The sequence below is a fragment of the Streptomyces sp. NPDC048196 genome (assembly GCF_040652715.1).
In the GTDB taxonomy this organism is placed as follows: Bacteria; Actinomycetota; Actinomycetes; order Streptomycetales; family Streptomycetaceae; genus Streptomyces; species Streptomyces siderophoricus.
On the sequence record NZ_JBEZMM010000077.1, the window covers coordinates 1 to 26,910 of the forward strand.

20 protein-coding genes are annotated in these 26,910 nt (G+C 73.1%); 8 read left to right on the forward strand and 12 right to left on the reverse strand.

The window, feature by feature from the left end; genetic code table 11:
• Positions 1–249 precede the first annotated feature (249 nt).
• Complete coding sequence (locus tag AB0E02_RS36755; protein ID WP_362148265.1) at positions 250–1,149, reverse strand: SDR family oxidoreductase; 900 nt, start codon at positions 1,147–1,149, stop codon at positions 250–252.
• 82 nt (positions 1,150–1,231) lie between these two features.
• On the opposite strand from AB0E02_RS36755, the gene AB0E02_RS36760 reads away from it, so the two are divergent.
• Positions 1,232–2,158 carry a cyclase family protein gene (locus tag AB0E02_RS36760; RefSeq protein ID WP_362148268.1) on the forward strand — a complete coding sequence of 309 codons (927 nt, stop codon included), beginning with the start codon at positions 1,232–1,234 and terminating at the stop codon, positions 2,156–2,158.
• A gap of 284 nt (positions 2,159–2,442) precedes the next feature.
• On the opposite strand, the gene AB0E02_RS36765 is transcribed toward AB0E02_RS36760, so the two are convergent.
• The 3 genes from AB0E02_RS36765 to AB0E02_RS36775 form a co-directional block, all read right to left on the reverse strand.
• Positions 2,443–2,916 (reverse strand): ATP-binding protein, encoded by a 474-nt coding sequence (locus AB0E02_RS36765; RefSeq protein ID WP_030416359.1) that lies wholly within the window; start codon positions 2,914–2,916, stop codon positions 2,443–2,445.
• Between the two features lie 472 nt (positions 2,917–3,388).
• Complete coding sequence (locus AB0E02_RS36770; protein ID WP_362148273.1) at positions 3,389–4,378, reverse strand: acyl-CoA dehydrogenase family protein; 990 nt, start codon at positions 4,376–4,378, stop codon at positions 3,389–3,391.
• Between the two features lie 7 nt (positions 4,379–4,385).
• The gene (locus AB0E02_RS36775) at positions 4,386–5,519 is read right to left on the reverse strand and encodes an acyl-CoA dehydrogenase family protein (protein WP_362148276.1); all 1,134 of its coding nucleotides are present in this window, start codon (positions 5,517–5,519) and stop codon (positions 4,386–4,388) included.
• 153 nt (positions 5,520–5,672) lie between these two features.
• On the opposite strand from AB0E02_RS36775, the gene AB0E02_RS36780 reads away from it, so the two are divergent.
• A complete protein-coding gene (locus tag AB0E02_RS36780; protein WP_362148279.1) occupies positions 5,673–7,226 on the forward strand; it encodes an AMP-binding protein in 1,554 nt (517 codons plus the stop codon).
• Positions 7,227–7,285: 59 nt separating this feature from the next.
• Positions 7,286–8,476, forward strand: coding sequence for a winged helix DNA-binding domain-containing protein (locus AB0E02_RS36785; RefSeq protein WP_362148282.1), 1,191 nt, complete (start codon positions 7,286–7,288; stop codon positions 8,474–8,476).
• 12 nt (positions 8,477–8,488) lie between these two features.
• On the opposite strand, the gene AB0E02_RS36790 is transcribed toward AB0E02_RS36785, so the two are convergent.
• The gene (locus tag AB0E02_RS36790) at positions 8,489–10,657 is read right to left on the reverse strand and encodes a protein kinase (protein WP_362148285.1); all 2,169 of its coding nucleotides are present in this window, start codon (positions 10,655–10,657) and stop codon (positions 8,489–8,491) included.
• A gap of 204 nt (positions 10,658–10,861) precedes the next feature.
• Complete coding sequence (locus AB0E02_RS36795; RefSeq protein ID WP_362148288.1) at positions 10,862–12,982, reverse strand: serine/threonine-protein kinase; 2,121 nt, start codon at positions 12,980–12,982, stop codon at positions 10,862–10,864.
• A 189-nt stretch (positions 12,983–13,171) separates the two neighbouring features.
• On the opposite strand from AB0E02_RS36795, the gene AB0E02_RS36800 reads away from it, so the two are divergent.
• On the forward strand, positions 13,172–14,350 hold the full coding sequence (locus AB0E02_RS36800) for a serine hydrolase domain-containing protein (protein WP_362148291.1): 1,179 nt from the start codon (positions 13,172–13,174) through the stop codon (positions 14,348–14,350).
• 48 nt (positions 14,351–14,398) lie between these two features.
• Here AB0E02_RS36800 and AB0E02_RS36805 read toward each other — a convergent pair whose 3' ends face one another.
• Positions 14,399–16,105: a glycerol-3-phosphate dehydrogenase/oxidase gene (locus AB0E02_RS36805; RefSeq protein WP_362148294.1), complete on the reverse strand. Its 1,707-nt coding sequence runs from the start codon at positions 16,103–16,105 to the stop codon at positions 14,399–14,401.
• Between the two features lie 244 nt (positions 16,106–16,349).
• Here AB0E02_RS36805 and AB0E02_RS36810 point away from each other — a divergent pair, with 244 nt between their 5' ends.
• On the forward strand, positions 16,350–17,603 hold the full coding sequence (locus AB0E02_RS36810; RefSeq protein ID WP_362148297.1) for a nucleotide sugar dehydrogenase: 1,254 nt from the start codon (positions 16,350–16,352) through the stop codon (positions 17,601–17,603).
• Between the two features lie 675 nt (positions 17,604–18,278).
• Here AB0E02_RS36810 and AB0E02_RS36815 read toward each other — a convergent pair.
• The 4 genes from AB0E02_RS36815 to AB0E02_RS36830 all read right to left on the reverse strand — a co-directional run bounded on the left by AB0E02_RS36815 (position 18,279) and on the right by AB0E02_RS36830 (position 22,615).
• Entirely contained in the window at positions 18,279–19,394 is a 1,116-nt protein-coding gene (locus AB0E02_RS36815) for a GuaB3 family IMP dehydrogenase-related protein (protein WP_030416369.1), read from the reverse strand.
• Positions 19,395–19,515: 121 nt separating this feature from the next.
• On the reverse strand, positions 19,516–21,018 hold the full coding sequence (gene guaB, locus AB0E02_RS36820; RefSeq protein ID WP_201803266.1) for an IMP dehydrogenase: 1,503 nt from the start codon (positions 21,016–21,018) through the stop codon (positions 19,516–19,518).
• 130 nt (positions 21,019–21,148) lie between these two features.
• Positions 21,149–21,724: a sigma-70 family RNA polymerase sigma factor gene (locus AB0E02_RS36825; protein ID WP_018090849.1), complete on the reverse strand. Its 576-nt coding sequence runs from the start codon at positions 21,722–21,724 to the stop codon at positions 21,149–21,151.
• Positions 21,725–22,003: 279 nt separating this feature from the next.
• Positions 22,004–22,615: a response regulator transcription factor gene (locus AB0E02_RS36830; protein ID WP_003948568.1), complete on the reverse strand. Its 612-nt coding sequence runs from the start codon at positions 22,613–22,615 to the stop codon at positions 22,004–22,006.
• Between the two features lie 382 nt (positions 22,616–22,997).
• Here AB0E02_RS36830 and AB0E02_RS36835 point away from each other — a divergent pair, with 382 nt between their 5' ends.
• Positions 22,998–23,330, forward strand: coding sequence for a WhiB family transcriptional regulator (locus tag AB0E02_RS36835; protein ID WP_030416371.1), 333 nt, complete (start codon positions 22,998–23,000; stop codon positions 23,328–23,330).
• A gap of 505 nt (positions 23,331–23,835) precedes the next feature.
• Here the strand turns inward: AB0E02_RS36835 and AB0E02_RS36840 are convergent.
• Positions 23,836–24,747, reverse strand: coding sequence for a LysR family transcriptional regulator (locus tag AB0E02_RS36840; RefSeq protein WP_362148303.1), 912 nt, complete (start codon positions 24,745–24,747; stop codon positions 23,836–23,838).
• A 239-nt stretch (positions 24,748–24,986) separates the two neighbouring features.
• Here AB0E02_RS36840 and AB0E02_RS36845 point away from each other — a divergent pair, with 239 nt between their 5' ends.
• Together AB0E02_RS36845 and AB0E02_RS36850 are read left to right on the forward strand one after the other, a co-directional pair.
• On the forward strand, positions 24,987–25,646 hold the full coding sequence (locus AB0E02_RS36845; RefSeq protein WP_362148307.1) for an MOSC domain-containing protein: 660 nt from the start codon (positions 24,987–24,989) through the stop codon (positions 25,644–25,646).
• Between the two features lie 223 nt (positions 25,647–25,869).
• Entirely contained in the window at positions 25,870–26,643 is a 774-nt protein-coding gene (locus AB0E02_RS36850) for an SDR family NAD(P)-dependent oxidoreductase (RefSeq protein ID WP_362148310.1), read from the forward strand.
• Positions 26,644–26,910: the final 267 nt, after the last annotated feature.

Consider the following 26,910-nt stretch of genomic DNA (forward strand, 5'->3'; position numbering starts at 1 on the left):
GGTGTTTGGGACGTAAAGCGCCAGCTGTCCCAAACACCGGCCCCGGAGGTCCGTCACCGCACCCGACACCCACCCAGCCCGCCGCAGGCGCAACGACGAGACGCCCTGCGGCGGGACGGCCAGCTACGTGCGGGGCGCCGCAAAGCACAACGGCGAGACGCCCCGCGGCGGTACAGCCAGCTACGTGGGAGGCACCGCAAAGCGCAACGGCGAGACGACCCGCGGCGCAGCAGACAGCTACGTGGGATGTCAGCGCTTCGCGCGCCCCGCGGCCGCGGCCATCTCAGACAGCCGCTGCAGCAGCGGCATCGGGTCGACGCCCACCGCGTCCGGTACGAGCTCCGCCACCCGTTCCGGCGTCCAGCCGCCCTCGTCGGCATGTACGGAGCGCAGCTCCACCGGCTGGGCCCAGACCGCGATCTTGGGGCCGGCCACCGTGTAGACCTGGCCGGTCACCTCGCGGGCGTGGTCGCTGAGGAGGTAGACGACGAAGGCCGCCACGTCCTCCGGTTCGCCGATCTCCGTGAGTTCCATGGGGACGTTCGCCGACATCCGGGTGCGGGCGACGGGGGCGACCGCGTTGGCCGTCACGCCGTATTTGTGCAGGCCCAGGGCCGCGCTCCGGACGAGCGAGATGATTCCGCCCTTCGCTGCGGAGTAGTTGGCCTGCGAGACCGAGCCCTGGTGGTTACCGCTGGTGAAGCCCACCAGCGTGCCGGAGCCCTGGCGGCGCATCACCGCGGCCGCGGCCCGGAAGACCGTGAAGGTGCCTTTGAGGTGGGTGGCGACCACCGGGTCCCATTCCTCCTCGGACATGTTGAAGAGCATCCGCTCCCGCAGGATGCCGGCCACGCAGACGACGCCGTCGATCCGGCCGTACTGCGCCAGCGCGGTGTCGACGATCCGCTGGCCGCCCGCCATCGTGGACACGTCGTCGGCGACCGCGGTCGCCGTGCCGCCGGCCGCCTCGATCTCCTTCACCACCGCCTCGGCGACCTCGCTGCTCGGTGCGGCGCCGTCGATGGCGACCCCGTAGTCGTTGACCACGACCTTGGCGCCCTCCTGTGCGCAGGCCAGCGCCACCGCCCGACCGATGCCGCGCCCGGCCCCGGTGACGGCGACCACCTTGCCGGCCAAGAAGTTCCCCATGCCGCGCCCCTTCCCGCAGTTTCTGACGGACCGTTAGATTTTTGGGCAGGCGCGAGCCGAACACAAGACCCCGGAGGGCCCCATGCCGCTGCCGCAGGAGTTCCACGAGATCGCCCGACGCGTCAACAACTGGGGGCGCTGGGGCGCCGACGACGAGATCGGCACGCTCAACCTGATCACCGAGCAGGTGGTACGGGAGGCCGCCGGCTGCATCCGCAGCGGCCGCCGCGTCCCGCTCGCGCTGCCGCTACGACAGGACGGTGTGCAGACCGGGATGATCCCCGGCCGGGTCAATCCGCTGCACACGATGGTCGCGATCAACCAGGAGATCTTCGGGCCGGGCACGGTCGCCACCTCCGACGACGCGGTCACCATGGGCCTCCAGGCGGCCACCCACTGGGACGGCCTGACCCACGTCTCGCACTCGGGCCGGCTCTACAACGACCGCCCCGCCACGTCCGTCACCGCCCACGACGGCGCCACCGTCCTCGGCATCGAGAAGGCCACCCCGATCACCTCCCGGGGCGTGCTGCTGGACGTGGCCCGGGCGCACGGCACCGACCGGCTGCCCGGCGGGCACGCGGTCACGCCGGAGGACCTGGACGCCGCCGAGGAACTGGCCGGGACGAGGGTCCGGGCCGGGGACATCGTCCTCGTACGGACCGGGCAGTTGCAGCACTACCTCGCCGGCGACCGGCAGGGTTACGCCTTCCCGTCACCGGGGCTGTCGGTGCGCACCCCGGAGTGGTTCCGGGCCCGCGATGTCGCGGCGGTCGCCAACGACACCCTGACGTTCGAGATCTTCCCGCCCGAGATCGAGGGCCTGTGGATGCCGGTGCATGCGCTCCACCTGGTGGAGATGGGCATGCTGCAGGGCCAGAACTGGAACCTGGAGGAATTGTCGGCGGCCTGCGCGGAGGCGGGCCGCTCTGCGTTCTTCCTGTCCGCGATGGCCGAACCGTTCGTCGGCGGCTCGGGCACCCCGGTCGCGCCGGTGGCGATCCTCTGACCCGGGCCGCGCCCGTCTCCGCGCCTGTCTCCGCGCCCGCGACGGGCCGGCCGGGTGGCGGTGCGCGCGTGTGCGCGCCCCGAGCACGGCACCGCGGACCGCCACCCCCGCCCCCCACCGGGCCGCGATCCGCACTCGTCGAGGCCGGGGCCGAGTACGCAGACCCGGCCGCTTCCCGCCCTCGGCGTCCCCTCACGGCGCATCGCTTGTCCCAGCGTGATCAAACGGGCACGTTACGTCAACACCCGGCCCGGACTTGAGGGTGCGCTACGGCACCGTGGATGTCACATCCGGCGCGATACGGCGCACCGGTCTTCGTAGGCCCCCAGGTCGGACCCGGTCGCCATCAGCAGCGGACGGCCGCGGTCCACCTCGCACCAGATCCGCTTGCCGGCGCCTTCCGGCTGCCAGCCCCAGCGGTCGGCGAGTCCGTCGACCAGTTCCAGGCCGCGCCCGTTGGTGTCGTCACCGTCGGCGTGCCGCTGGCGCGGCGGGCGGGCGCTGGCGTCCGTGACCTCGACCCGGACGGTGCCCACGACGGCGCCGGACCCGGAGAAGCACATCCGCAGCGAGGCCGCGGTGCCGGTGTGCACCACGGCGTTGGTCACGAGCTCGGAGATCAGCAGGATCAGCGTCTCCGCGAGCGGCTCGTCCGCCCCTATGCCGGATCCCAGGAGCCGTGACCTGGCCCATCGCCGGGCCCGCCCCACTTCCGCGGGGTCGGGCCGTACGTCCAACTGCACCTGAAGCACCTGCACCGCTCACACCATCCGAACCGGCGGAAACATCGCCTCGCGCCTCCATGGAGTCACAGTGCGTGACCCCAGCGACGCACAGCATGGTTGACGTTCAGTCACCCCAACAAGCGCTTCGGGCATATTCCAGCGCAAGGGAGTATGCGTCCTGCATACTGTGCGACGCACTTTGCGGGGAGTCGAACAACGGGGAGTGGCCGGCCCTCGGCCAAGGCGGGCGGCGCGCAGTCCGTACGCCGGAGCCGTCATTCCGACGGCACCGGGTTCGTTGCGCCACAGAACCACTCGCACCCGACGGAGCGTACCCGAGCGGGGCGCCGACTCCCCCCTGTGACGAGTCACGCCTAGGACACAACCCGATATCGACCCTCCGTGACCACTTCTGTGTGGTGAGTCCGACATTTCGCACACGAGTTGCCAGAGTCTGACATCGGCCCTCACGGGCCCACCGCCCCGCATCCCGAACCGCCCGCCCTCAGCCGGCCAGATCCGCCGCCAGCAGCTCTTCCGCCTCGCCGGCCGTGCCCCAGGAACCGGCCCGCAACCAGGCCCGTTTGAGGTGCAGATGGACATCGGCCTCCCAGGTGAAGCCGGTACCGCCGTGAATCTGCAGGCAGTCCCGGGCGTTGCGCACCGCGGCCTCGTCGGCGAGCAGTTTCGCGCCCGCGACGTCGGCGGCCTCACCCGTCACGGATGCGGCATATACGGCACTTCTGGCGATTTCTGCCCGTACGAGCATCTGCGCGCACAGATGCTTGACCGCCTGGAAGGAGCCGATGGGCGCGCCGAACTGGGTGCGTACGCGGGCGTGACCGACCGCCGTCTCGACGGTACGGAGCGCACTGCCCAGTTGCTGGGCGGCGGTGAGCAGGGCGGCCTCTTCGCGCAGCCGGGGCACGTCCGGAACGTTGAGCGGAGTCGTCCGCGGGTGGTCGGTGACGCGGGCGAGCGGGGTGAGGGGGTCGACGGAGGCAAAGGGGGCGCGGGACACCTCGCCGGCCACGCTCCGGTATGCGCTGGCCGTGCGCCCCTGCGCGCCCCCGGCCCCGTACGCGAGGTCCGGGGCGCCACCCTCCAGCAAGATCAACTCATCGCAGGCGTCCGGGTGTTCCCACAGCACGGGCTCACCGTCCCCGTCGCACAGCCCGACGATCCTCTCGCCGTCCGCGACGCCGTCCACCACCCCGGCGAGCAGCTGGCAAGCCACCAGCGGCCCCGGCAGCAGCGCCCGCCCGGCCTCCTCGAAGACCAGTACCGCCGCCGGCAGCCCCAGCCCCACACCGCCGGCCTCCTCCGGCAGGCGCAGCGCGAAGAACCCGGCCGCGCCCAGCTCCCGCCACAGCGCCCGGTCCGGGACCGGATCCCCGGTCGCCGCCCGCAGCCGGTCCCGGTCGAACCGGGCCGCCAGCAGCTCCCGCGTCGCGGTCTTCAACGCCCTTTGTTCGTCGGTCAGTTGGAAGCGCACCGGCCGGTCACCGCCCCTTCGGCAGGCCGAGGATCCGCTCGGCGATGATGTTCTGCTGCACCTGCGAGGTACCGGCCGCGATGGTGTACGAGAGGGACGAGAGCCGGTCGGCGGTCCACTCCTCGTCCGCGTCCAGCGCGCCGGCCCCCAGCACCTCGGCCGCCGCGTCGTACAGCTCCTGCCGGGCATGCGAGTAGCGGAGCTTGAAGACGGAGCCGCCGGTACCGGGCCCGCCGCCCCGTAGTTGCGCCTCGCTGACGTTCCACTGGGTCAGCCGCCACAGCGCGGCGAACTCCGCGTTCAGCCGGCCCAGCCTGCGGCGCAGCACGGTGTCGTCCCAGCGGCCGTTCGCCCGGGCCCGGCGGGCGACCTCCGTCAGCACCCGCCGGCAGGCCACCACCTCGCCGACGAAGGCGGTGCCGCGCTCGAACGACAGCGTCACCATCGTCACCCGCCAGCCGTCGTTCTCCGCGCCGACCCGGCAGTCCACCGGCACCCGCACCTCGTCGAGGAACATCTCGGCGAACTCCGCCGACCCGGCGAGGGTGCGCAGCGGCCGGACGGTGATGCCGGGGGCGTCCATCGGCATCGCGAGCCAGGTGATGCCCCGGTGCCGGGGGGCGGCGGGGTCGGTGCGGACGAGCAGTTCGCACCAGTCGGCGACCTCGGCGTGCGAGGTCCAGATCTTGGTCCCGGTCACCACGTACGCGTCCCCGTCGCGCACCGCGCGGGTCCGCAGCGACGCGAGGTCCGAGCCGGCCTCCGGTTCGCTGAAGCCCTGGCACCAGATCTCCTCGCCGCGCAGCACCGGCGGCAGCCAGCGGCGCTTCTGGGCCTCGGTACCCTCGGCCGCGACGGTCGGCCCGGCGTGCAGCAGTCCGACGAAGTTCGCGCCCACGTAGGGCGCCCCGGCGCGTTCGGTCTCCTCCAGGAAGATCAGCCGCAGGGTGGGGGCGGCCGCCCAGTGGACGTCGGCGTATCCCGCGTCGTACAGCATCCGCTGCCAGGCGGTGTCGTAGGCGCGGCGCCCCGGCCAGTCGAGCGGGTCGGGGCGCGGGGGCAGAGTGGGGAGGACGCCCGCGAGCCAGCCGCGCAGCCGGGCGCGGAAGTCCTCTTCCTCCTCGGTGTACGCGAGGTCCATCGTGTCCCCTCACCTCGGGCCGACTCAGCTTTCTGACGATTCGTCAGTTTCAGCCATCAGGCTAGACGGGTACCCCTGGACCGACAAGGCGTCCGCCTCTACCCTCGGCCGCATTGACTGACGGTACGTCAGATACGTGCAGCGGGAGGGGACATGGCCGGTGGCACCCTCTGGGACCTGGTCGTACGGCGGGCCGCCCGCAGTCCGGAGGCCACCGCCCTGATCCAGGGGGCGGAGTCGGCCCGGTACGAGCGGCGGATCAGCTTCGGCGGGCTGCGGCGGCGGGCCGAGCGGGTCGCGGCCGGACTGTACGCACGCGGCGTACGACCCGGCTGCACGGTCGTCTGGCAGCTGCCGACCCGCATCGAAACGGTCCTGGTCAGCCTGGCCCTGGCCCGGCTCGGCGCGGTGCAGAGCCCGGTCGTCCCGGGCTACGGCGACCACGAGGTGGGGCAGGTGCTGCGCCGCACCGGCGCCGCCTTCCTCCTCGTGCCCGGGCCGGTCCGCAACGGCCGCGCGGACCTCGCGGCCACCGTCATCGCCGCGTACGACCGGGCCGGCGGCGGGCTGCCGGACGGCGACCCGGCACTCCTGCCGCCCCCACCCGCCGACGCCCACGAGGTCCGCTGGATCTACTGGACCTCCGGCACCACCGCCGGACCCAAGGGCGTCCGGCACACCGACCACTCCCTGCGGACGGCCGGCCGCTGGCTGGCCGAGGCGCTGCGGCCGGACCCGTCCGACGTCGGCTCGATGGCCTTCCCGTACGCCCATGTCGCGGGCCCCGACTACACCGTCATGCTCCTGCTGTGCGGCATCCCGGCCCTGCTGCTGGAACGCTTCGCGCTGCCCGGGTCACTGGCCGCCTACCGCCGGCACGGCGTCACCCTCGCCGGCGGCTCCACCGCCTTCTACACCCTCTTCCTCGCCGAACAGCGCCGACTGCCGCCCGGCCGGCGGCTGCTGCCGGCACTGCGGCTGCTCGCCGGCGGCGGCGCGCCCAAACCGCCCGCGCTGTACCACGAGGTCGTCGCCGAACTGGGCTGCCAACTCACCCACGGCTATGCGCTGACCGAGGCCCCGATGGTCACCATGGGCGACCCGTACGACAGCCCGGAGCACCTCGCCACCACCGACGGCCGGCCGCCCGCCGGTATGGAGATCCGGATCACGCCCGGCACCGGAGAGATACGGCTGCGCGGCCCGGCGGTGTGCCGGGGCTATCTCGGTGAGCCCGATCCGTTCGACGCGGAGGGGTTCCTGCCCACCGGTGACCTCGGGCGCCTCACACCCACCGGGCACCTCGTCGTCACCGGCCGCCTCAAGGACATCATCATCCGCAAGGGCGAGAACGTCTCCGCCCAGGAGATCGAGGAGTTGCTCTACCGGCACCCGGACGTGGCGGACGCCGCCGTCATCGGACTGCCGGACGACCGGCGTGGCGAACGGGTCTGCGCGGTCGTCGAACAGCCGCCCGGGGCACCGGAGTTGACGCTCGACGCGGTCTGCGCACACCTCCTCGGCCAGGGGCTGGCCCGGTACAAGCTGCCCGAGCAGCTGGAGGTGGTGGCCACGCTGCCACGCGGGGCGACGCTGCGCAAGGTGCGCAAGCAGGAGCTGCGGGAGCGGTTCGGGGGCCGGCGGCGGCCCGCCCGGCACCGGGAGACTCATGAAACCGGCACACTCATGAAGCCGGCGGACTCATGAAGCCGGCGGACCCATGAAAGAGGACACCCGCCGTCCGCGACCTCCCGTACGGTCGCCCCATGAGTCACTCCCGACCCCGTATCGACACCGCCGGTCGCCGGGCCCGCCTCGGGCGGCGGCATCTGCTCGCCCCCGCATGCCGCGCCGGCCGCCCCGAGGAGGTCGCCGACGCGCTGGTCGCGCTGCACGCCACCGACGCGGCGACCGTGCACCTGGCGGCCTGCGCCCGGCTGACCGTGCCGGACCCCGCCGAGGTCGAGCGGGCGCTCTACGACGACCACACCCTGGTCCGGCTGCTGGCCATGCGGCGCACCCTGTTCGCGGTCGGCGCCGGCCTCGCGCCGGTCGTGTCCTCCTCCACCGGGCGGGCGATCGCCGCCAAGGAGCGCGCCGGGCTGGTCGGCTGGCTCGCCACGGGCGTCGGCTGGGACGAGCGGCGGCTGGCGGAGGTGGAGGAGAAGACACTGGCCGCGCTGGCCGCCCGGGGCACCGCGGCCGCGGCCGAACTCACCGAGGACGTGCCCGCCCTGCGCGAGAGCGTCGTGGTCTCGCCCGGCAAACCGTACGAGGCCACCGTCGCGGTCTCCAGCCGGCTGCTGCGGGTGCTGGCCGCCGAGGGCCGGGTCCGGCGCGGCCGTCCGCGCGGCAGCTGGACCAGCAGTTCCTTCCGCTGGACGCCCGGCACCGCGTTCGCCGACCTGCCCGCGCCGCCGGCCGCCGAGGCCCGCGCCGCGCTCGCCCGCCGCTGGCTGGCCGCCTACGGCCCGGCGACCGTCGAGGACCTCAAGTGGTGGACGGGCTGGACGCTCACCGACACCCGGCGGGCGGTGGCCGCCACCGACGCCGTCGAGGTGACGCTGGACGACGGCACGACCGGGCTGGCCCTGCCCGACGACCTCGGCCCGGTGCCCGAACCGGAGCCCTGGGCGGCCCTGCTGCCCGCGCTCGACCCCACCGCCATGGGCTGGAAGGCCCGGGACTGGTACCTCGACCCGGACCACGTACCGCAGCTCTTCGACCGCAGCGGCAACATCGGCCCGACGGTGTGGTGGAACGGCCGGATCATCGGCGGCTGGGCCCAGCGCCCGGACGGCGAGATCGTCTGGCGGCTGCTGACCGGCGACGGCGGCGGCGAGGCGGCCGACGCGGTGACCGCCGAGGCCGCCCGGCTCGCGGCCTGGGTCGGCCCGGTCCGGATCACGCCCCGCTTCCGGACCCCGCTGGAACGCGAGCTCTCCGGGCGGCGCTGAACCGCACCGGCCTCACCGGGGCCGGTACGAGCTGGTCGCCTGCTCGTAGAGCCGGTCGACCTCACGGCGCCCGGAGCCGTCCGGGCCGATGACCAGGACCAGGTGGTAGCGGCCGTTGTGGATCATGGCGAGGTTGCGGACGTAGACCTCCCGGCCGCTGCCGTCGCGCCAGGTGAACGTGCCCTCCGCCATCGCCGTCCGGCCCACGTCGATCCGCCGCAGCCCGGCCGCGGTCGCCCAGCTGGAGCCGCGGTACGGGGCCAGCTCGGGCTCCTTGTTCTGGAGGTACGCCATCGGGTCCGCGCCGTACCGGGCCGTGCTGTCCCGGCCGGGCACGACCAGCAGTTCGTAGTCGCCGCCGAGATAGCGCACCTGGCCCTGGGCGTTGGCGGCGCGCCGCTGCCAGCCGTCGCGGACCGCGATCTGGAAGCCCCGGGGGTCGGTGCGCAGCGCGAAGCCGGGGGCGACGTCGGCGGGCGCGGTGGGCCGCGGCTCACCGGGGTCCGGCGCACCGCCGTCCTTGCCGCCGGACGGGGTCGGAGCGGGACCGGCGGGCGGTGCACCCGAGGTGGCGGCCCGGTCCGCGCCGCGCCGCCCCTCCTTGGCGTCCTCGCCCGCCTTCGGCAGGAAGGCCATGGCGTAGGCGACCGCGCCGACGAGGAGCAGCAGGATCGCGCCGAGCAGCAGCCGGCCGAGGTTGCGCGGCGCACCGCGGCGGGGCCGCTCCGGCCGCGGCCCGGAGGCCAGCAGATCCGGCTCGTAGGCGTCCCGGTGCGCGGCGGCGGTCCCCCGCGGCGGCCGGGCGGGCCGGGCCGCCCGGGACGGCTTCGGCTGCCGGAGCGGCTTGGGCTGCTTCGGCGGACGGGGCAGCCGGGCCGGCGGCGAGGCGGGTCCCCCCTGCTCCTTCGAGCTGGCGGGAGGGAAGGTCCGCTCCTCGGCCGGCGGCATCCGGCGCGGGTGCGGAGGGCGCGCGGCGGGCGGAGCCGGGGCGGCGGCCGCCGGGGCCGGTTGCCCGGCGCGTCCGGCCGGCCGGCCCTTCTTGTGCCGCCCCTTGCGAACGAGTTCGCCGCGCCGCCGCACGATCGGCAGCCACCGCGGGGCACCGCCCTGCTCCAGCGCCGGCACCGTCACCAGCCGGCGCTCGGCCTCCGGCTCCGGGGCCGTACGGATCAGCGTGCGCAGCGCGTGGCGCACCTCGTCGAGGTCCGGGCGCTCGGCGGGATCCCGGTGCAGCAGGGCCTCGACGACCGGGCGCAGCGGCCCGCACCCGGCCGCGTCCACGGGCGGCCCGGACCGTACCAGCCGGGCGAGTTCGGCGGTGCTGTCCTCGGGGAACGGCGGATGGCCCTGCACGCTCCGGAACAGCAGCGCGCCGACCGCCCACAGGTCCGCGGCCGGGCCCGGACGGGCGAACGGCGCGTCCTCGCCCACCGGCGCGGCCTGCTCGGGCGCCCAGCGTTCGGTGACCGGGCCGACGACGGTCAGCCGCGCCTGCCGCGCGCGTTCGGCGGCGAGCCCGGTGAGGGGCCGGGCGTCGTCGGTGTCGTCCGCGGCAGGCGAATCGTCTCCGCACAGTGCTTCCTGGGCCGCGCCCGCCGCCAGCCCGGTGAGGATGGCCCGGCCGTCGGCGCAGACCAGGACCGTGCGGGCGGTGATGTTGCGGTGCGGCCGGCCGTCCGTGTGCAGCATCCGCAGCGCGGTGAGCAGGTCGGCGCCGATCTCCGCGGCGCGGTGCGGGGTCAGCGGCCGCTCGGCGAGCAGTGCGGACAGCGGGCGGGCGGTGAGGAGTTCGCCGACGATCCACAGGCTGCCGTCCTGGGCGAAGACGTCGAAGACCTGCTCCAGCCGGGGATGGTCGGGGAGCTGCGCCACGGTCGTGGCGGCCTGCAGTGCACGGCGTACGGCCGGGTCGCGGGGGCTGCGGTCGGCCACCCCCGTCGCCCGGAAGCCGCCGAAGCGGCCGCCGCCGCTCCACTCGCCGGGACCGGCCGGGCCCGCGCCCACCGCCTCCGCTTCGAGCACCTCGGCCTCCACGACCTCGGGCAGCGGTACCTGACGGACCAGCACCTCCTGCCCGCTGAACGTGTCGAACGCCCGGGACTCGGTGAAGTCGTCGTCGCCGAGGGGGCGCACGGGCAGGCGGTAGCGCTCGGCGAGCACTCGCCCTGCGTACTCGTCCACGACGCCTCCCCGCAGCGCGTGCTGTGTTACCGCCCCGCCTCCGCCACCCTCCGGCACGGGCGCCGTCGGTCACTTCCGGTCGCGTTCCCACCGAATGCGGATGCGTACGGTCTTCGGTGTCTCACGATACGTGCCCGGGCCGGACGGTGCGCCCGCCCGGCCCGTTGATGCGTCCGTCCGCGCCTCTCACCGGCCCGGGTCCGCTCAGTCCTTCACCGCGAAGGTCTTGAACGCGGTGGCGATGACCTGCTGGCACTCCTTGCCCGACCAGCTGTCCGCCTTGCAGGTGATCATGATGGCGTAGCCGTGGTCGTCGTCGGCCCGGAAGCCGCGGTTGAGGACCCGTACCTTCTCGCCGTCCTGGGTGCGGGTGAACGACCAGTCGGCGACCGTCGGATAGCCCCGCCACTTCACCGTCTTGATGCCGATGAGGTGGTAGTCGTCGCTGGACCCGCGCACGCTCGGCTCCAGGCTGCGCCAGGCGGCCGCGGCGTCCTTGCCGGGCTTGGCGTTGTAGTCGACCTGGACGCGGGGGAAGCCGTCGCCCGAGGCGCTGTATATGGCGCCGGAGCCCTGCCCTGCGGTGCCGGTCTGCCGGAATCCCTTGGGCATGGCCATACGGAAGTGGAACGTGCCGTTGGTCTTCTGGGCGTAGCCGTCCGGCAGCTTCGCGCCGCCCTTCCCGCCGCCGCCACCGCCGTTGCCGTCCGCGCCGCCCTTGTCGCCGGCCTGGTCGGCGCTCGGCGCCGGGCCCGGCTGGCCGGGGCCGTCGCTGTTCGCGTCGTCCCCCTTCGCGTCGTCACCGTTCGCGTCGTCACCGTTCGCGTCGGCCGCGTCGGTCGAGGGCTTGGTGCGGGCCGCGGAGGACCCCTTGCCGTCCTTGCCCGAAGAACCGCTGCCCTTCGTGCCGGTGTCGTCGCCGCCGAGGGAGAGCGCCAGGACCGTGCCCAGCACCGCGAGGACGACGACCACGGCCACGGTGATCAGGGTGCGGCGCGGGACGACATCGGTCAGCGACGCACGCGGGGCGGACGGGCGGTCCCCGTCGCCGGGTCTGGAGTCCGCCCGGGCCGCGGCCGCGGCGGCGGCGTTGCGCACGGACTTGAGGGCGGCGCGCACCCGCTCCTTGGCGGCCTCGCCGTCGAAGCCGGGGCGGCCACCGGACGGCCGGTCCGCCGCCGTGCCGCCCTCGGCCGGCCGCTGCGTCGCGACCGCGGCGGGCTTCTGCTCCGGCCGGGCCGGCGCCTTCGCGGACGCACCGGCGGACGCGGTGGCCCCGGCCGCACCGGACGCCGCGGCCGGCGCGGCGGCCGGCTTCTCCTTCGGCTTGCGCTGCGGCCGCGCCGGGGCACCGCTCTTGGCGGCCTTCGGCTTGGGGGCGGCCTTGGTCTTCGGCGCGTCCTTCGGCCTGGCCGGGGTGCGTTCGCCGGGCACGGTCGGCAGCGCCATCGCCCGGGTCGCGTCCATCGGCGGCTCGGTCTTCTCCGGCGCGTGGATGACGTCCAGCAGCATCGACCGCGCACCGGCGTCGTCCAGCCGGGCCTGCGGGTCCTTCACCAGCAGCCCGAAGATGACCTCCTCCAGCGCACCGGCACTCTTCGGCGGCTCGACCGGCTCGGTCATCACGGCGGTGAGCGTGGCGATCGCCGAGCCCTTGTCGTAGGGCGGCACGCCCTCGACACAGGCGTACAGCAGGCCGCCCAGCGACCACAGGTCGGCCGGCGGGCCGGGCTTCTGGCCGCGGGCGCGCTCGGGGGAGATGTAGGAGGGCGCGCCGACGAGCATGCCGGTCGAGGTCACCGAGGGGTCGCCCTCGACCTGGGCGATGCCGAAGTCGGTGAGCACGACCCGGCCGTCGTCGGACATCAGGACGTTGGACGGCTTCACATCGCGGTGCAGGATGCCGGCGTCGTGCGCGGCGCGCAGCACGTCGAGCACGGCGAGGCCGACCTCGGCGGCGCGGCGCGGCGTCAGCGGGCCGTCGTCCCGTACGACCTCGGCGAGCGAGCGGCCCTCGACCAGCTCCATCACGATCCACGGCCGGTCGTCCTCGTCGACCACGTCGTAGACCGTCACCGCGCCGTTGTTCCGGATCCGGGCGATCGCCTTGGCCTCGCGCAGCGTGCGGGTGATCAGCCGGCGCTTCTCGTCCTCCTCGACCCCGCCCGGGAAGCGCAGTTCCTTGACTGCGACCGTACGGCCCAGGACCTCGTCGCGTGCCCGCCAGACGGTGCCCATGCCACCCCGGCCGAGAACATCGGCGAGCCGGTACCGGCCGGCGAGCAGCCTGCCCTCCTTGCCGTCCATCTCGACCTCGTCGCCCACTGAATCCCCTCGGCAATCCAGCCGAGTTGGCAGCCTTGACATCGCATCGATCGCCAAACTGACCCAACTCGGACAACCCACCCTGGCAGAGCCTTCATTCTCCCTCATCCGCGGCCGTGCGGAAGGCCCGGGTCGGTGCCGGGCGGCACCGCGTACCCGTCATGATGGCCCCGACGAACGGGAGTCCCGATGACGATGCGTCCGCCCGGGCCGGCCGTGGCGGCGGCGCTGGCCGCAGTGGCCGCACTGGCCCTGCCGACCTGCGCGGGCCGGCCGGCCACCACCCGTGTGCCGCCGGCGGGAAGCGTCGCCCGGCCGCCGGCCACCACGGTGCCCGCACTGCACCGGCTGGTCGCGGACGGCGCCCCGGGCGCGGCCTCGCTCATCACCCGCGCCGGCCGGTTCCCCGCCCCGCGCTTCTCCACGGCCGGCTACGCCGATCTGCGCAGCCGGCGCCGGATGACCGCGGCGGACCACTTCCGGGCCGGCAGCCTCACCAAGCCCCTGGTGGCGACGGTCGTCCTGCAGCTCGTCGCCGAGCGGCGGCTGCGCCTGAGTGATCCGGCGGCCGCCCACCTCCCGCCGGGCGTCCCGGTCACCGCCGGCCACGGCGGTGTCGACCTGCGGAACGTGACGGTCCACCAGCTGCTCGACCACACCAGCGGCCTGTTCAACTACACCCAGGACCCGTGGCTCGCCCGCCGCTTCTCCGGCCCCGACTTCGCCGCGCACCGCTACGACAGCCACACCCCGGCCGAACTCCTGCGGATCGCCCTCCACCACCCGCCGGTGGCCGCACCCGGCGCCCGTTACGCCTACTCCAACACCAACTACCTGGTGCTCGGCCTGATCATCCGGGCGGTCACCGGCCACCCGTACGCCGCCGAGATCCGCCGCCGCATCCTCCTCCCGGCCGGGCTCGGCCACACCTCGTTCCCCGGCACCGACCCGGCGCTGCCGTCACCGCACGGCCGCGCGTACTCCCGGATCGGCGACCGGCGGGTGGACGCCACCTCGCTGGACCCCAGCCGGGCCGGCGCGGCCGGGGAGATGGTCACCACCCTGGGCGACCTCAACCGGTTCTTCTCCGCCCTGCTCGGCGGGAAGTTCCTGCCGCCGCGCCAGATGGCCGCCATACGCAGCGAGCGGCACACCGGCGGCACCTACGGCCTCGGCCTCTACGCGACCCGGCTGCCCTGCGGGGTGACGGTCTGGGGCCACAACGGCGACATCAACGGGTCCTTCGCACAGTCCGCGGGCACCGTCGGCGGACGACACGTCGTCAGCTACCGCGTGAACACGGACGACCGGCTGGACCCGGCCGACACGACCGCGGTGCTGAGCGCCGAGTTCTGCGCCCCCACATAGGACACCCAACAAATAAGGGGATCACGCAGCCGGCCACAGCCTGCGGGGCTACAGCGGCACGATGTCCGGTGCCCCCAGCCGCGCCGCATCCGCCGTCAGATCGTCCGGCTGGCGCTGCGATTCGCGTTCCGCCTCGACCCGCTTGCGGTAGTGGGTGATCTCCTTCTCGACCTGGTCGTCGTCCCAGCCGAGCGCCGGCGCCATCAACTCGGCCACCTCGCGGGCGCAGCGGGTCCCGCGGTCGAAGGTCTCGATCGAGATCCGGGTCCGGCGGGTCAGCACGTCGTCGAGGTGGCGCGCCCCCTCGTGCGTACAGGCGTAGACCGCCTCGGCGCGCAGATAGTCGTCCGCGCCGGTCAGTGGTTCGCCCAGTGAAGGATTGCCCACCACGAGCTCCAGCAGTTCCTCGGTGAGCGCGCCGTACCGGTTGAGCAGGTGCTCGATCCGCGCCACGTGCAGTCCGGTGCGGGCCGCGATCCGGGCCCGGGCGTTCCACAGCGCCTTGTACCCCTCGGCCCCGACCAGCGGCACCTCCTCGGTGACGCACTCCGCGACCCGCTGGTCCAGCCCGTGCACCGCCTCGTCGACGGCGTCCTTGGCCATCACCCGGTACGTCGTGTACTTGCCGCCGGCGACCACCACCAGGCCCGGCACCGGATGCGCGACCGTGTGCTCCCGCGACAGCTTGCTGGTGGCGTCCGACTCCCCCGCCAGCAGCGGCCGCAGCCCGGCATAGACCCCCTCGACGTCGTCCCTGGTCAGCGGGGTGGCGAGGACCGCGTTCACATGCTCCAGCAGATAGTCGATGTCCGCGCTGGACGCCGCCGGGTGCGCCTTGTCCAGGTCCCAGTCGGTGTCCGTGGTGCCCACGATCCAGTGCCGGCCCCAGGGGATGACGAACAGCACGCTCTTCTCGGTCCGCAGGATCAGCCCGGTCGTCGAGTGGATGCGGTCCTTGGGAACGACCAGGTGGATCCCCTTCGAGGCCCGCACGTGGAACTGCCCGCGCTCCCCGATCAGCGCCTGGGTGTCGTCCGTCCACACCCCGGTGGCATTGACGATCTGCCGCGCCCGGACGTCGTACTCCCGGCCGCCCTCGACGTCCTGCACCCGCGCGCCGACCACCCGTTCGCCCTCGCGCAGAAAGCCCACCACCCGCGCCCGGTTGGCGGCGTGCGCGCCGTACGCCGCCGCGGTCCGCACCAGGGTCGCGACGTACCGCGCGTCGTCCATCTGCGCGTCGTAGTACTGCAACGCGCCCACCAGCGCGTCCTTCTTCAGGCACGGCGCGACCCGCAGCGCCTTCTTGAGCGACAGGTGCCGGTGGACCGGCAGCCCGCGGCCGTGCCCCGACGACACCGACATCCCGTCGTACAACGCCACACCGGAGCCCGCGTACCAGCGCTCCCAGAACTTGTGCTGCAGCGGATACAGGAACGGCACCGGCTTGACCAGGTGCGGCGCCAGCCGCTCCAGCAGCAGCCCACGCTCCTTCAGCGCCTCCCGCACCAGCGCGAAGTCCAGCATCTCCAGATACCGCAGACCGCCGTGGATCAGCTTGCTCGACCGGCTGGAGGTGCCGGAGGCCCAGTCCCGGGACTCGACCAGTCCGGTGTCCAGTCCGCGGGTCGCCGCGTCGAGCGCGGTCCCCGCGCCGACGACCCCGCCCCCGACCACGAGAACGTCCAGCTCCCGCTCCGCCATTCGGGCGAGCGCCTCGGCCCGCTGTGCCGGTCCCAGTATCGCTGTCCTCACCGCTGCCTCCCGCTGTGGTCGGGGCCACCGTGACCGGGGCCCCGCCCCGTCCGTCGATTCTGACCGCGCTCCTTGCCGCTATCCCCCCTCACCCACACGGCAACACCCCGGCCACCTTGATCCCTCAATCCCCATTCTGGGCCAAATATCCGCTTAGTCTACTTATGCACTCTTCGCATACGTCATGCACTTCCGCCCCGCACACCACCCGCCACCCCCTCCGCCCGGGAAGGACGGTCGCAGCATGCCCGCAGATCTCGCCGTCATCGGACTCGGTCACCTCGGCCTCCCCCTCGCCCAGGCCGCCACCACCGCCGGCATCGGCACCCTCGGCTACGACCCCGACCCGCACGCCGCCACCGACGGGCCGCTGACCGCCACCGAACTCCGCCGGCTGCTCGCCGCCGGCTTCCGCACCACCGCCGACCCCACCGCCCTCGGCCGGGTCCGCACCGCCGTCATCTGCGCCCCCACCCCGCTCGGCGAGGACCGCGCCCTGGACCTCTCCGCCGTCGCCGGCGCCGCCCGCACCCTGGCCGCACAACTACGGCCGCACACCACGGTGATCCTGGAATCCAGCGCGTACCCGGGCACCACCGAGGAATTCCTGCGCCCGCTTCTCGAAGCGGGCTCCGGCCTCACCGCCGGCCGCGACTTCCACCTCGCCTACTCGCCCGGCCGCCACGACCCCGGCAACCGCACCCACCACTACGCCAACACGCCCAAGGTCATCGGCGGCCTCACCCCCGCCTGCACCGAGGCCGCCGCCACCTTCTACGGCCGGCTCACCGACAAGGTCGTCCGCGCCCGCGGCCCCCGCGAGGCGGAAACCGCAAAGCTCCTCGAAACGAACTACCGCCACGTCAACATCGCCCTGATGAACGAGATGGCGGTCTTCTGCCACGACATCGGCGTCGACCTGTGGGACGTCATCCGCTGCGCGGAAACCAAACCCTTCGGCTTCCAGTCCTTCCGCCCCGGCCCCGGCGTAGGCGGCCACGCCCCCGCAGTAGACCCCAACTCCCTTACCGAACGGGGAGGTTCACCGTCCCCCCTCCTCCCCCTCCCCATCCCGCTCCGCATGGTCGAACTCGCCCAAGAGGTCAACGGCCGGATGCCGCACTACGTCATCCAGCGCTGCGCCACCCTCCTCAACGAACACGGCAAGTCCGCCCGCGGCGCCCGCATCCTCCTGCTGGGCGTCACCTACAAACCCGACGTCGCCGACCAGACCGGCTCCCCCGCCTGGGAGATCGCCGCCCGCCTCCGCGAACTCGGCGCCCACGTCACGTACCACGACCCGCACGTCCCCCACTGGACCGTCCACGGCCGCCCGGTCCCGCGCGCCGACTCCCTCTACGACGCCGCCTCCGCCGCCGACCTGACCCTCCTCCTCCAGCCCCACCGCACCTACGACCTCCAGGGCCTGTCGGTAAAGGCCCAGCTGCTGCTGGACACGAGGGGCACCACACCCACGGGGGCGGCGCACCGGCTGTGAAGGGGGCGCACACCGCGGCCCGAACTCCGCAGCTGGTGGCACCCGGCGCGCAGCACGGGTACCTTACGGAAACAGGTGGAGCCCACCGCAGCGGGTACTGCGGCAGGCTCCTGGATGGATCACGGAGTGTCCGCCCCTAGCCTTTCTGGGGGCGGCCGCTCACCATCACCGCAACAGGTGGAGCCCACCGCAGCCGGTACTGCGGCAGGCTCCTGGATGGATCACGGAGTGTCCGCCCCTAAGCCTTTTGGGGGCGGCCGCTCACCATCCGAAAATCCGCAAGATCCACCTCCTCCGGCACTTCACCATCCGAAGACGGATCCGGTCCCAGCGGGTGGGCTTGCGGTGACGTCCCATGGGCGTCGCCCCCTTCCACAACACCGCCCAGTAGCCCGGTGGGACGGTCCGTCGGAAATCGGGCCGGGCCCCGAGGGCCGGGGTCCGGAACCAAGTCCTTGGAAGGGGGCGCTCCCGAAAGGCCGGGGCGCCACGTGAACGCTATCGGGCCCGGCCCCGCCGATCGGCCCGCATATGCCGCGAAGACAACCGTGCGCCCCCGCATCGCACAAGGCGCCCCCGGCCGAAGGCAGTTGGGCATGCGAAAGGGCCGGTCACCCACCAGGATGACCGGCCTTTCGTACGTGCCCTGACGTGCCCTACGGACTACCGCACGGACTACCGCCGCGGCGCGACCGTGACCTCGACGCGCTGGAATTCCTTCAGCTCCGAGTAGCCGGTGGTCGCCATCGCCCGGCGCAGCGCGCCGAAGAAGTTCATCGAACCGTCCGGCGTGTGCGAGGGGCCGAGGAGGATCTCCTCGGTCGTGCCGACCGCACCCAGGTCCATCCGCTTGCCGCGCGGCACGTCCTCGTGGACCGCCTCCATGCCCCAGTGGTGGCCGCGGCCCGGCGCGTCGGTCGCGCGGGCGAGCGGGGAGCCCATCATCACCGCGTCCGCGCCGCAGGCGATCGCCTTGGGCAGGTCGCCGGACCAGCCCACGCCGCCGTCGGCGATGACGTGGACGTAACGGCCGCCGGACTCGTCCATGTAGTCACGACGGGCGGCCGCGACATCGGCGACCGCGGTCGCCATCGGGACCTGGATGCCCAGGACGTTACGGGTGGTGTGCGCAGCGCCGCCGCCGAAGCCGACCAGCACGCCGGCCGCGCCGGTGCGCATCAGGTGCAGGGCCGCGGTGTACGTGGCGCAGCCGCCGACGATCACCGGGACGTCCAGCTCGTAGATGAACTGCTTGAGGTTCAGCGGTTCGGCCGCGCTCGACACGTGCTCCGCCGACACCGTCGTGCCGCGGATGACGAAGATGTCCACTCCGGCGTCCACGACGGCCTTGGAGAACTGCGCGGTGCGCTGCGGCGACAGCGCCGCGGCGGTGACCACGCCCGCGTCGCGCACCTCCTTGATCCGCTGGCCGATCAGCTCTTCCTTGATCGGGGCGGCGTAGATCTCCTGGAGCCGGCGGGTCGCGTCGGCCTCGTCGAGCTCGGCGATCTCGGCGAGCAGCGGCTCCGGGTCCTCGTAGCGGGTCCACAGGCCTTCGAGGTTGAGGACGCCCAGGCCGCCCAGCTCACCGATGCGGATGGCGGTCTGCGGGGAGACCACCGAGTCCATGGGTGCCGCCAGGAACGGCAGCTCGAAGCGGTAGGCGTCGATCTGCCAGGCGATCGAGACCTCCTTCGGGTCGCGGGTGCGGCGACTGGGTACGACGGCGATGTCGTCGAATGCGTATGCCCGGCGGCCGCGCTTGCCGCGCCCGATCTCGATCTCAGTCACGTGTGTGGCCTTTCCTTCTACGTCTGCGTCTCCAGTATCCCCGACGCACCGGAGCCCGCGGCCGGGGTGCGGCCGCGGGCTCACGGTAGGGGCCTACGGGGCCCGGGGCTACCTGCGGGTGTCAGCGCCGGGAGTAGTTCGGCGCCTCGGTGACCATCTGGACGTCGTGCGGGTGGCTCTCCTTCAGGCCCGCGGCGGTGATCCGGACGAACCGGCCCTTCTCCTTGAGCTCGGGGATGTCGGCGGAGCCCACGTAGCCCATCGAGGCGCGCAGACCGCCGACGAGCTGGTGGGCGACCGAGGCGAGCGGGCCGCGGTAGGGGACCTGGCCCTCGATGCCCTCGGGCACCAGCTTGTCCTCGGAGAGGACGTTGTCCTGGAAGTAGCGGTCCTTGGAGAAGGACCGGCCCTGGCCGCGGGACTGCATCGCGCCCAGCGAGCCCATGCCGCGGTACGACTTGAACTGCTTGCCGTTGATGAAGACCATCTCGCCCGGCGACTCCTCGCAGCCGGCCAGCAGCGAGCCCAGCATGACGGTGTCCGCACCGGCCGCGATGGCCTTGGCGATGTCGCCGGAGAACTGCAGGCCGCCGTCGCCGATCAGCGGGACGCCCGCGGCGTTCGCCGCCTGCGCCGCCTCGTAGATCGCGGTGACCTGCGGCACGCCGACACCGGCCACGACCCGGGTCGTGCAGATCGAGCCGGGGCCGACGCCGACCTTGATGCCGTCCGCGCCGGCGTCGATCAGGGCCTGGGCGCCGTCGCGGGTGGCGACGTTGCCGCCGACCACGTCGACGCTGATGTTGGACTTGATCTTGGCGATCATGTCGAGGATGCCGCGGGAGTGGCCGTGCGCACTGTCCACGACGAGGAAGTCGGCACCGGCCTCGACCAGCGCCTGCGCCCGCTCGTACGCGGCGTCACCGACACCCACCGCCGCACCGACGACCAGCCGGCCCTCGGCGTCCTTGGCGGCGTTCGGGTACTTCTCGGCCTTCACGAAGTCCTTGACCGTGATCAGGCCCTTGAGCACGCCCTCGTCGTCGACCAGCGGCAGCTTCTCGATCTTGTGGCGACGCAGCAGCTCGATGGCGTCGTCACCGGAGATCCCGACCTTGCCGGTGACCAGCGGCATCGGGGTCATGACCTCGCGGACCTGCCGGCGGCGGTCCATCTCGAAGGCCATGTCGCGGTTGGTCACGATGCCCAGCAGCTTGCCCGCGGCGTCGGTGACCGGCACACCGCTGATGCGGAACTTGGCACACAGCGCGTCGGCCTCGGCGAGGTCGGCGTCCGGACGGACCGTGATCGGGTCGGTGACCATGCCGGACTCGGAGCGCTTGACCAGGTCGACCTGGTTGGCCTGGTCCTCGATGGACAGATTGCGGTGGAGCACGCCCGCGCCGCCCTGCCGCGCCATGGCGATGGCCATCCGCGCCTCGGTGACCTTGTCCATCGCCGCGGAGAGCAGCGGGATGTTCACCGTGACGTTGCGCGAGACCCGGGACGCGGTGCTCACCGCGTTGGGCAGCACCTCCGACGCGCCGGGCAACAGCAGCACGTCGTCGTATGTCAGCCCGAGCATGGCGAATTTGGCGGGCATACCGTCGACGTTGTCACTCATGACACCTTCCCCAATGCTCTTGCCTCAGCGCGGACTCCCATGCTAACGGCCTATGGGGGTGGCCCATTCCACGAGCGATGAGGGCCTCGTCACTTGTACTTTCCTACGGCGACTTCACGTCACCTGAGGGCTACTGCTCGGCGAGCGCCCGCAGCCGGCTCAGCGCGCGGTGCTGGGCGACCCGCACGGCACCGGGCGACATCCCCAGCATCTGCCCGGTCTCCTCGGCAGTCAGCCCGACCGCCACCCGCAGCAGCACCAGCTCGCGCTGGTTCTCCGGAAGGTTGGCCAGCAGCTTCTTGGCCCACTCGGCATCACTGCTCAGCAGCGCCCGCTCCTCGGGACCGAGGGAGTCGTCGGGCTGCTCGGGCATCTCGTCGGACGGCACGGCCGTGCTGCCCGGGTGGCGCATCGCGGCCCGCTGCAGGTCGGCGACCTTGTGGCCGGCGATGGCGAAGACGAACGCCTCGAAGGGCTTGCCGGTGTCGCGGTAGCGCGGCAGCGCGCAGAGCACCGCGACACACACCTCCTGCGCCAGGTCCTCGACGAAGTGCCGGGCATCGCCGGGCAGCCGGGACAGCCGGGTGCGGCAGTAGCGCAGGGCAAGGGGGTGGACATGGGCCAGCAGGTCATGGGTGGCCCGCTGGTCCCCCTCGACGGCGCGTGCGACGAGATCGCCGATCTCCTGCTTCCCGTCGTCGCGCATCGGTCCATGGTGCCTTGGCGCCGCACGGTCCGCGGCACCAGGTCCGTAGTTGTGCACTGAAGCGTTATGAGCGGCAGGTGCGCCGGCAGTCATCTCCCGCGCCCTCCCCTCGTGCCCGAGCGGCCCGTCCCCGAGGAACTCCATACCTCAAGGATGCGGCACCGCGCGGCGAATCGGACCGCCGTCGGCGACCGGGGCATGCGGGGCACCATGCCGCCCCGCCCGCCACAGGGCGGGCGGGGATCTTCACTCCCCCGCATCGCTGCACGTCACAACGCCTTAGCGGACCAGTCCCCAGCGGAAGCCGAGCGCCACCGCATGGGCCCGGTCGGAGGCGCCCAGTTTCTTGAACAGCCGCCGGGCGTGCGTCTTGACCGTGTCTTCCGACAGGAAGAGCTCACGGCCGATCTCGGCGTTCGAACGGCCGTGACTCATGCCCTCCAGCACCTGGATCTCGCGCGCGGTGAGCGTCGGCGCGGCACCCATCTCGGCGGACCGCAGCCGGCGCGGGGCGAGCCGCCACGTCGGGTCGGCGAGCGCCTGGGTCACCGTCGCCCGCAGCTCGGCGCGCGAGGCGTCCTTGTGCAGATAGCCACGGGCCCCGGCGGCGACCGCGAGCGCGACGCCGTCGAGGTCCTCGGCCACCGTGAGCATGATGATCCGGGCGCCCGGGTCCGCGGACAGCAGCCGGCGCACGGTCTCGACACCGCCGAGCCCGGGCATCCGTACGTCCATCAGAATCAGGTCCGAGCGATCGGCACCCCAGCGGCGGAGGACTTCCTCGCCGTTGGCCGCGGTCGTCACACGCTCGACGCCGGGCACGGTCGCAACCGCCCGACGGAGCGCCTCTCGGGCAAGCGGGGAGTCGTCGCAGACGAGGACGGATGTCATGACCGCCCTCCGCAGCTGATGCGCGTCACCTTGAGCCTCCAGGCTGGTACGTATCGTCACCTGTGCGATTGACGGCCGCCTCGGACACCTGCCCGAGGGCTACCTCTGCCAATCGCCTCCGCACACTCAACGACGGTCACCCGAAAGAGTTACGGCTTCGGCGACCGAGTTCAGCACGCTCCGTGAGGAGCCGGATACGCAGACGACTCATCGGGCGACCGGCATCCGCGCGTGCACCCTATGCCCTATTTGGCTCCCTTTCTTCCATTTTTGCGTTGACTATGACTAGATTCGCAATGAGTCATATTTACATCTACTTCGACAGTAGATGTACGGTCGTGAGCACCGAGCCCGAATCCGCATCGCTTCGAGGGGACAAGCAATGGCAGATTTCTCCCGCCTCCCGGGCCCGAACGCAGATCTTTGGGACTGGCAGTTGCTGGCCGCCTGCCGCGGCGTGGACAGCTCACTCTTCTTCCACCCCGAGGGCGAGCGCGGAGCGGCTCGCAGCGCGCGTGAGACATCGGCGAAAGAGGTATGCATGCGCTGCCCCGTGCGGGCCGAGTGCGCGGCGCATGCGCTGGCCGTCCGTGAGCCCTACGGGGTGTGGGGCGGTCTGACCGAGGACGAACGCGAGGAACTGATGGGCCGGGCCCGCCACCGCCTGGTCCCCGCGAACTCGATGACGGGCCGGCCGGGGGCGCCCGGCCACTGAGGAGAAGGACGCGCGGAGCTCGGGAAGAAACGTTCCTGCAGGGGAGCCCTGAGGGGATCGTTCGTGCGGGGACGAGGTCATGCCTGCGATGCGGCGGCGGGACCTGCCTGTGGTGGGGCGGCGGGGTTGGGGAGGGAATCGGGGTCGGGTTCAGGGAGGGGATCAGGTTCGGGTTCAGTTTCGGGATCAGGGGCGGGATCGGTTTCTGCGTGCGGGCAGCTGCGGCTTGCGCGGCGTTCGGCGTGTGCGTGGGGTCGGTGTCGGCGTCGGTGTCCCGGGGGTCGGCTTGCCCCCGCGGGTGGTGGGGGTGGGCGTCCGCCTGGTCGCGTCCGCTCGCCCGCTTACGTCCGTCCGTCTGCTTACATCCGCCCGTTTGCCTGCGTCCGCCCGTCCGTTTGCGGCCGCCCGTCCGTTTGCCTGCGTCCGCCTGTCCGCTTGCGTCCGCCTGTCCGCTTGCGGCCGCCCGTCTGATTGTGTCCGCCGGTCCGCTTTCGTGCTGGGGCGCTCAGTGGGCCGCGGCGTTCACCAGCTGGTCGAGCATGGCCTCGACGGCGGGGACCTGGGCCAGGTCCGGCAGGGTGAGGGCGACGATCTCCCGGTGTACGGCGGGTTCCATCCGGATCGCGGTGGCTCCCTTGGGACGTACCGACGCGAGGGTCAGCTCGGGCAGCGCGGCGACCCCCAGCCCCGCTCCGACCAGGCCGATCACGGCCGGGTAGTCGTCCGTCGCGAAGTCGATGCGGGGCGTGAAGCCGGCGCTCTCGCAGACCTCCACCAGATGCCGGCGGCAGCGCGGGCAGCCCGCGATCCACGGCTCGTCGGCCAGGTCGGTGAAGCGCGCACGGCCGGCCCTCGCCAGCCGGTGGCCGTCCGGGACCAGGCCGATCAGCCGGTCCGCCAGGATCGGCCGCACCACCAGGTCGCCCCACTCCGCACCGGCCGCCGGGTCCGCCCCGCGCACCTCCGGGTACCGGAACGCCAGGGCGATCTCGCAGTCGCCGTTGCGCAGCATCTCGATCGAGCGCGGCGGCTCCGCCTCCACCAGCGAGACCCGGGTGCCGGGGTGGGCGGCGCGCATCTTCGCCAGGGCGGTCGGCACCAGCGTCGAACTGCCCGAGGGGAACGACACCAGCCGCACCCGCCCGGCCCGGAGGCCGGCGATGGCCGCGACCTCCTCCTCGGCGGCGGTCAGCCCGGCCAGGATGCCGACCGCATGCCGTACGAGTGCCTCGCCGGCCTGCGTCAGCCGCATCTCGCGACCCGCCCGGACCAGCAGCGGGGTCCCGGCGGACTGCTCCAGCGCCTTCATCTGCTGGCTGATGGCCGGCTGGGTGCAGCCCAGCTCCCGCGCCGCGCCGGAGAACGAGCCTGTCCTGGCGACGGCGCGCAGCACGCGGAGGTGACGGGCCTCGATCATGTTTCGAGCATAAGCGGGTCTTGGGTTGATCAGGAAAAACCGGTCGGTTGCTTTGAGGCACCGGGCGCATGCGTGGAGGCACGGGGGCGGGGCCGGGGGCCGGGATCACCGCACGGTGCACGGAGCGGGCATCGGAAGCTCGGGGGCGCGCGGAGTGTGCGGGGCGTGCCGGGGCGAATTGCGGTCACCCTGGTGTAGGGACCGCATCCTGCCGCCGCGACCGGGCATCGGAGCTCCGTATGAAGCTGCTGACCGTGAACTTGGGACACCGCACCCCGTACGCGCACGCCGCCGTCGAGGCCGGCACGGGCATCTTCAAACGGCCCGTGGACGGCCCGGTGACGGTCCGCGCCCCCGGGCCGAGGGGCGTCGGCGGCAGTGGGCTGACCGGTGACACGGTGGTCGACCGTCGCCACCACGGCGGCGACGACAAGGCCGTGTACGCGTACGCCCGCGAGGACCTGGACGTCTGGCAGCACGAACTGGGCCGCGCGCTGCCCAACGGGCTCTTCGGGGAGAACCTCACCACTTGGGGGGTCGAGGTCACCCACGCCCGCATCGGTGAACGCTGGCGGATCGGCCACCACGTCCTGCTGGAGGTGTCGGCGCCGCGGGTCCCCTGCCGTACGTTCCAGGGGCGGATGGGAGAGCCCCGCTGGATGAAGCGGTTCATCGGGGCCGCGGTGCCCGGCGCGTACCTCCGGGTGATCGAGCCGGGCCAGATCCGCGCCGGGGACCGAGTCCGGCGGGAGCACCGCCCGGACCATGAGGTGACCGTCCGGACGGTGTTCCGGGCGCTGACCGGCCGGCGGGAGCTGCTGCCGCAACTGCTGGACGCGGGCGAGGCGCTCCCGGAGGAGACCCGCCGGCAGGTGGCGAAGTACCTGGAGCGCGCATGAGACCTGTGGGCCGGTGGGGCCCCGCGGGACCGGTGCCACCTCGGGGCCGTTGCCACCCTCGGGACCGGTGCCACCCGCGGGCCGGGACGGAGCGGCAGGAGCTGCCGCGCGGTGGGGGTTGGGGCTCCGGTGGCGGGAGCTGGGGCTCCGGTAGCGAGGGTTGGGGCTCCGGTGGCGGGGGTTGGGGCTCCGGTGGCGCGCTCCGGGCGGATAGCGTGCCGGTATGACGACTGCATTGATCACGGGAGCGACGGCGGGCATCGGCGCGGCGTTCGCCCGGCGGCTGGCGAGCGACGGCCACAGCGTGGTGCTGGTGGCCCGCGACGAGAAGCGACTGCACGAGCAGGCCACCGAGTTGCACGACCGGCACGGCATCGAGGCGGAGGTGCTCAGCGCCGACCTGTCGACGGACGACGGCATCGCGGCGGTCGAGGCGCGGCTCTCGGACGCCAAACACCCGGTGGATCTGCTGGTGAACAACGCCGGTTTCGGCAACAAGGGCGAGTACCTCGAAGTCCCGATGGCCGACGAACTGACGATGCTGAAGGTGCACTGCGAGGCGGTGCTGCGGCTCACCACCGCCGGCGTACGCGGGATGCGGGACCGGCGGCGCGGTGCGGTGGTCAACGTGGCCTCGGTGGCGGCGTTCGTGCCGCGCGGCACCTACGGCGCGAGCAAGGCGTGGGTGGTGCAGTTCACGCAGGGCGCGGCGCGCGACCTGGCGGGCAGCGGGGTGCGACTGATGGCGCTGTGCCCCGGCTTCGTACGGACCGAGTTCCACCAGCGGGCCGGGATGGGCACGGACAACATTCCCGGCTGGATGTGGCTGGACGCCGACAAGCTGGTCGACGCGGCGATGAAGGACCTCATGCGCGGCAAGTCCCTGTCGATCCCCGACCCCCGCTACAAGGCCCTCATGGGCGCGGTGAAGCTGGCGCCGCGGGGGGTGCTGGGGGGTCTTACGTCGCGGACGGGGCGGAAGTACGGGCCTCGCTGACGCTTGGTTTTCCGCCCACGTACTTGGGTGTCCCGCCGCGGTTGTTGCTCGCGGTTGCGCTTGGCGGCGCCCCCGCACGTAGCCGTCTGTCCCGCCGTCGGGCTTGTTCGCCGTTGCGCTTCGCGGCGCCGCGTACATGGCTGTCTTTCCCGCCGCGGAGCGTCTCGCCGTTGCGCCTGCGGCGGGCTGGGTTTGTGGTGGGTGCGGTGACGGGCCTCCGGGGCCGGTTGTGTGGACTGCTGTCGCTTTACGTCCACACAACCGGCC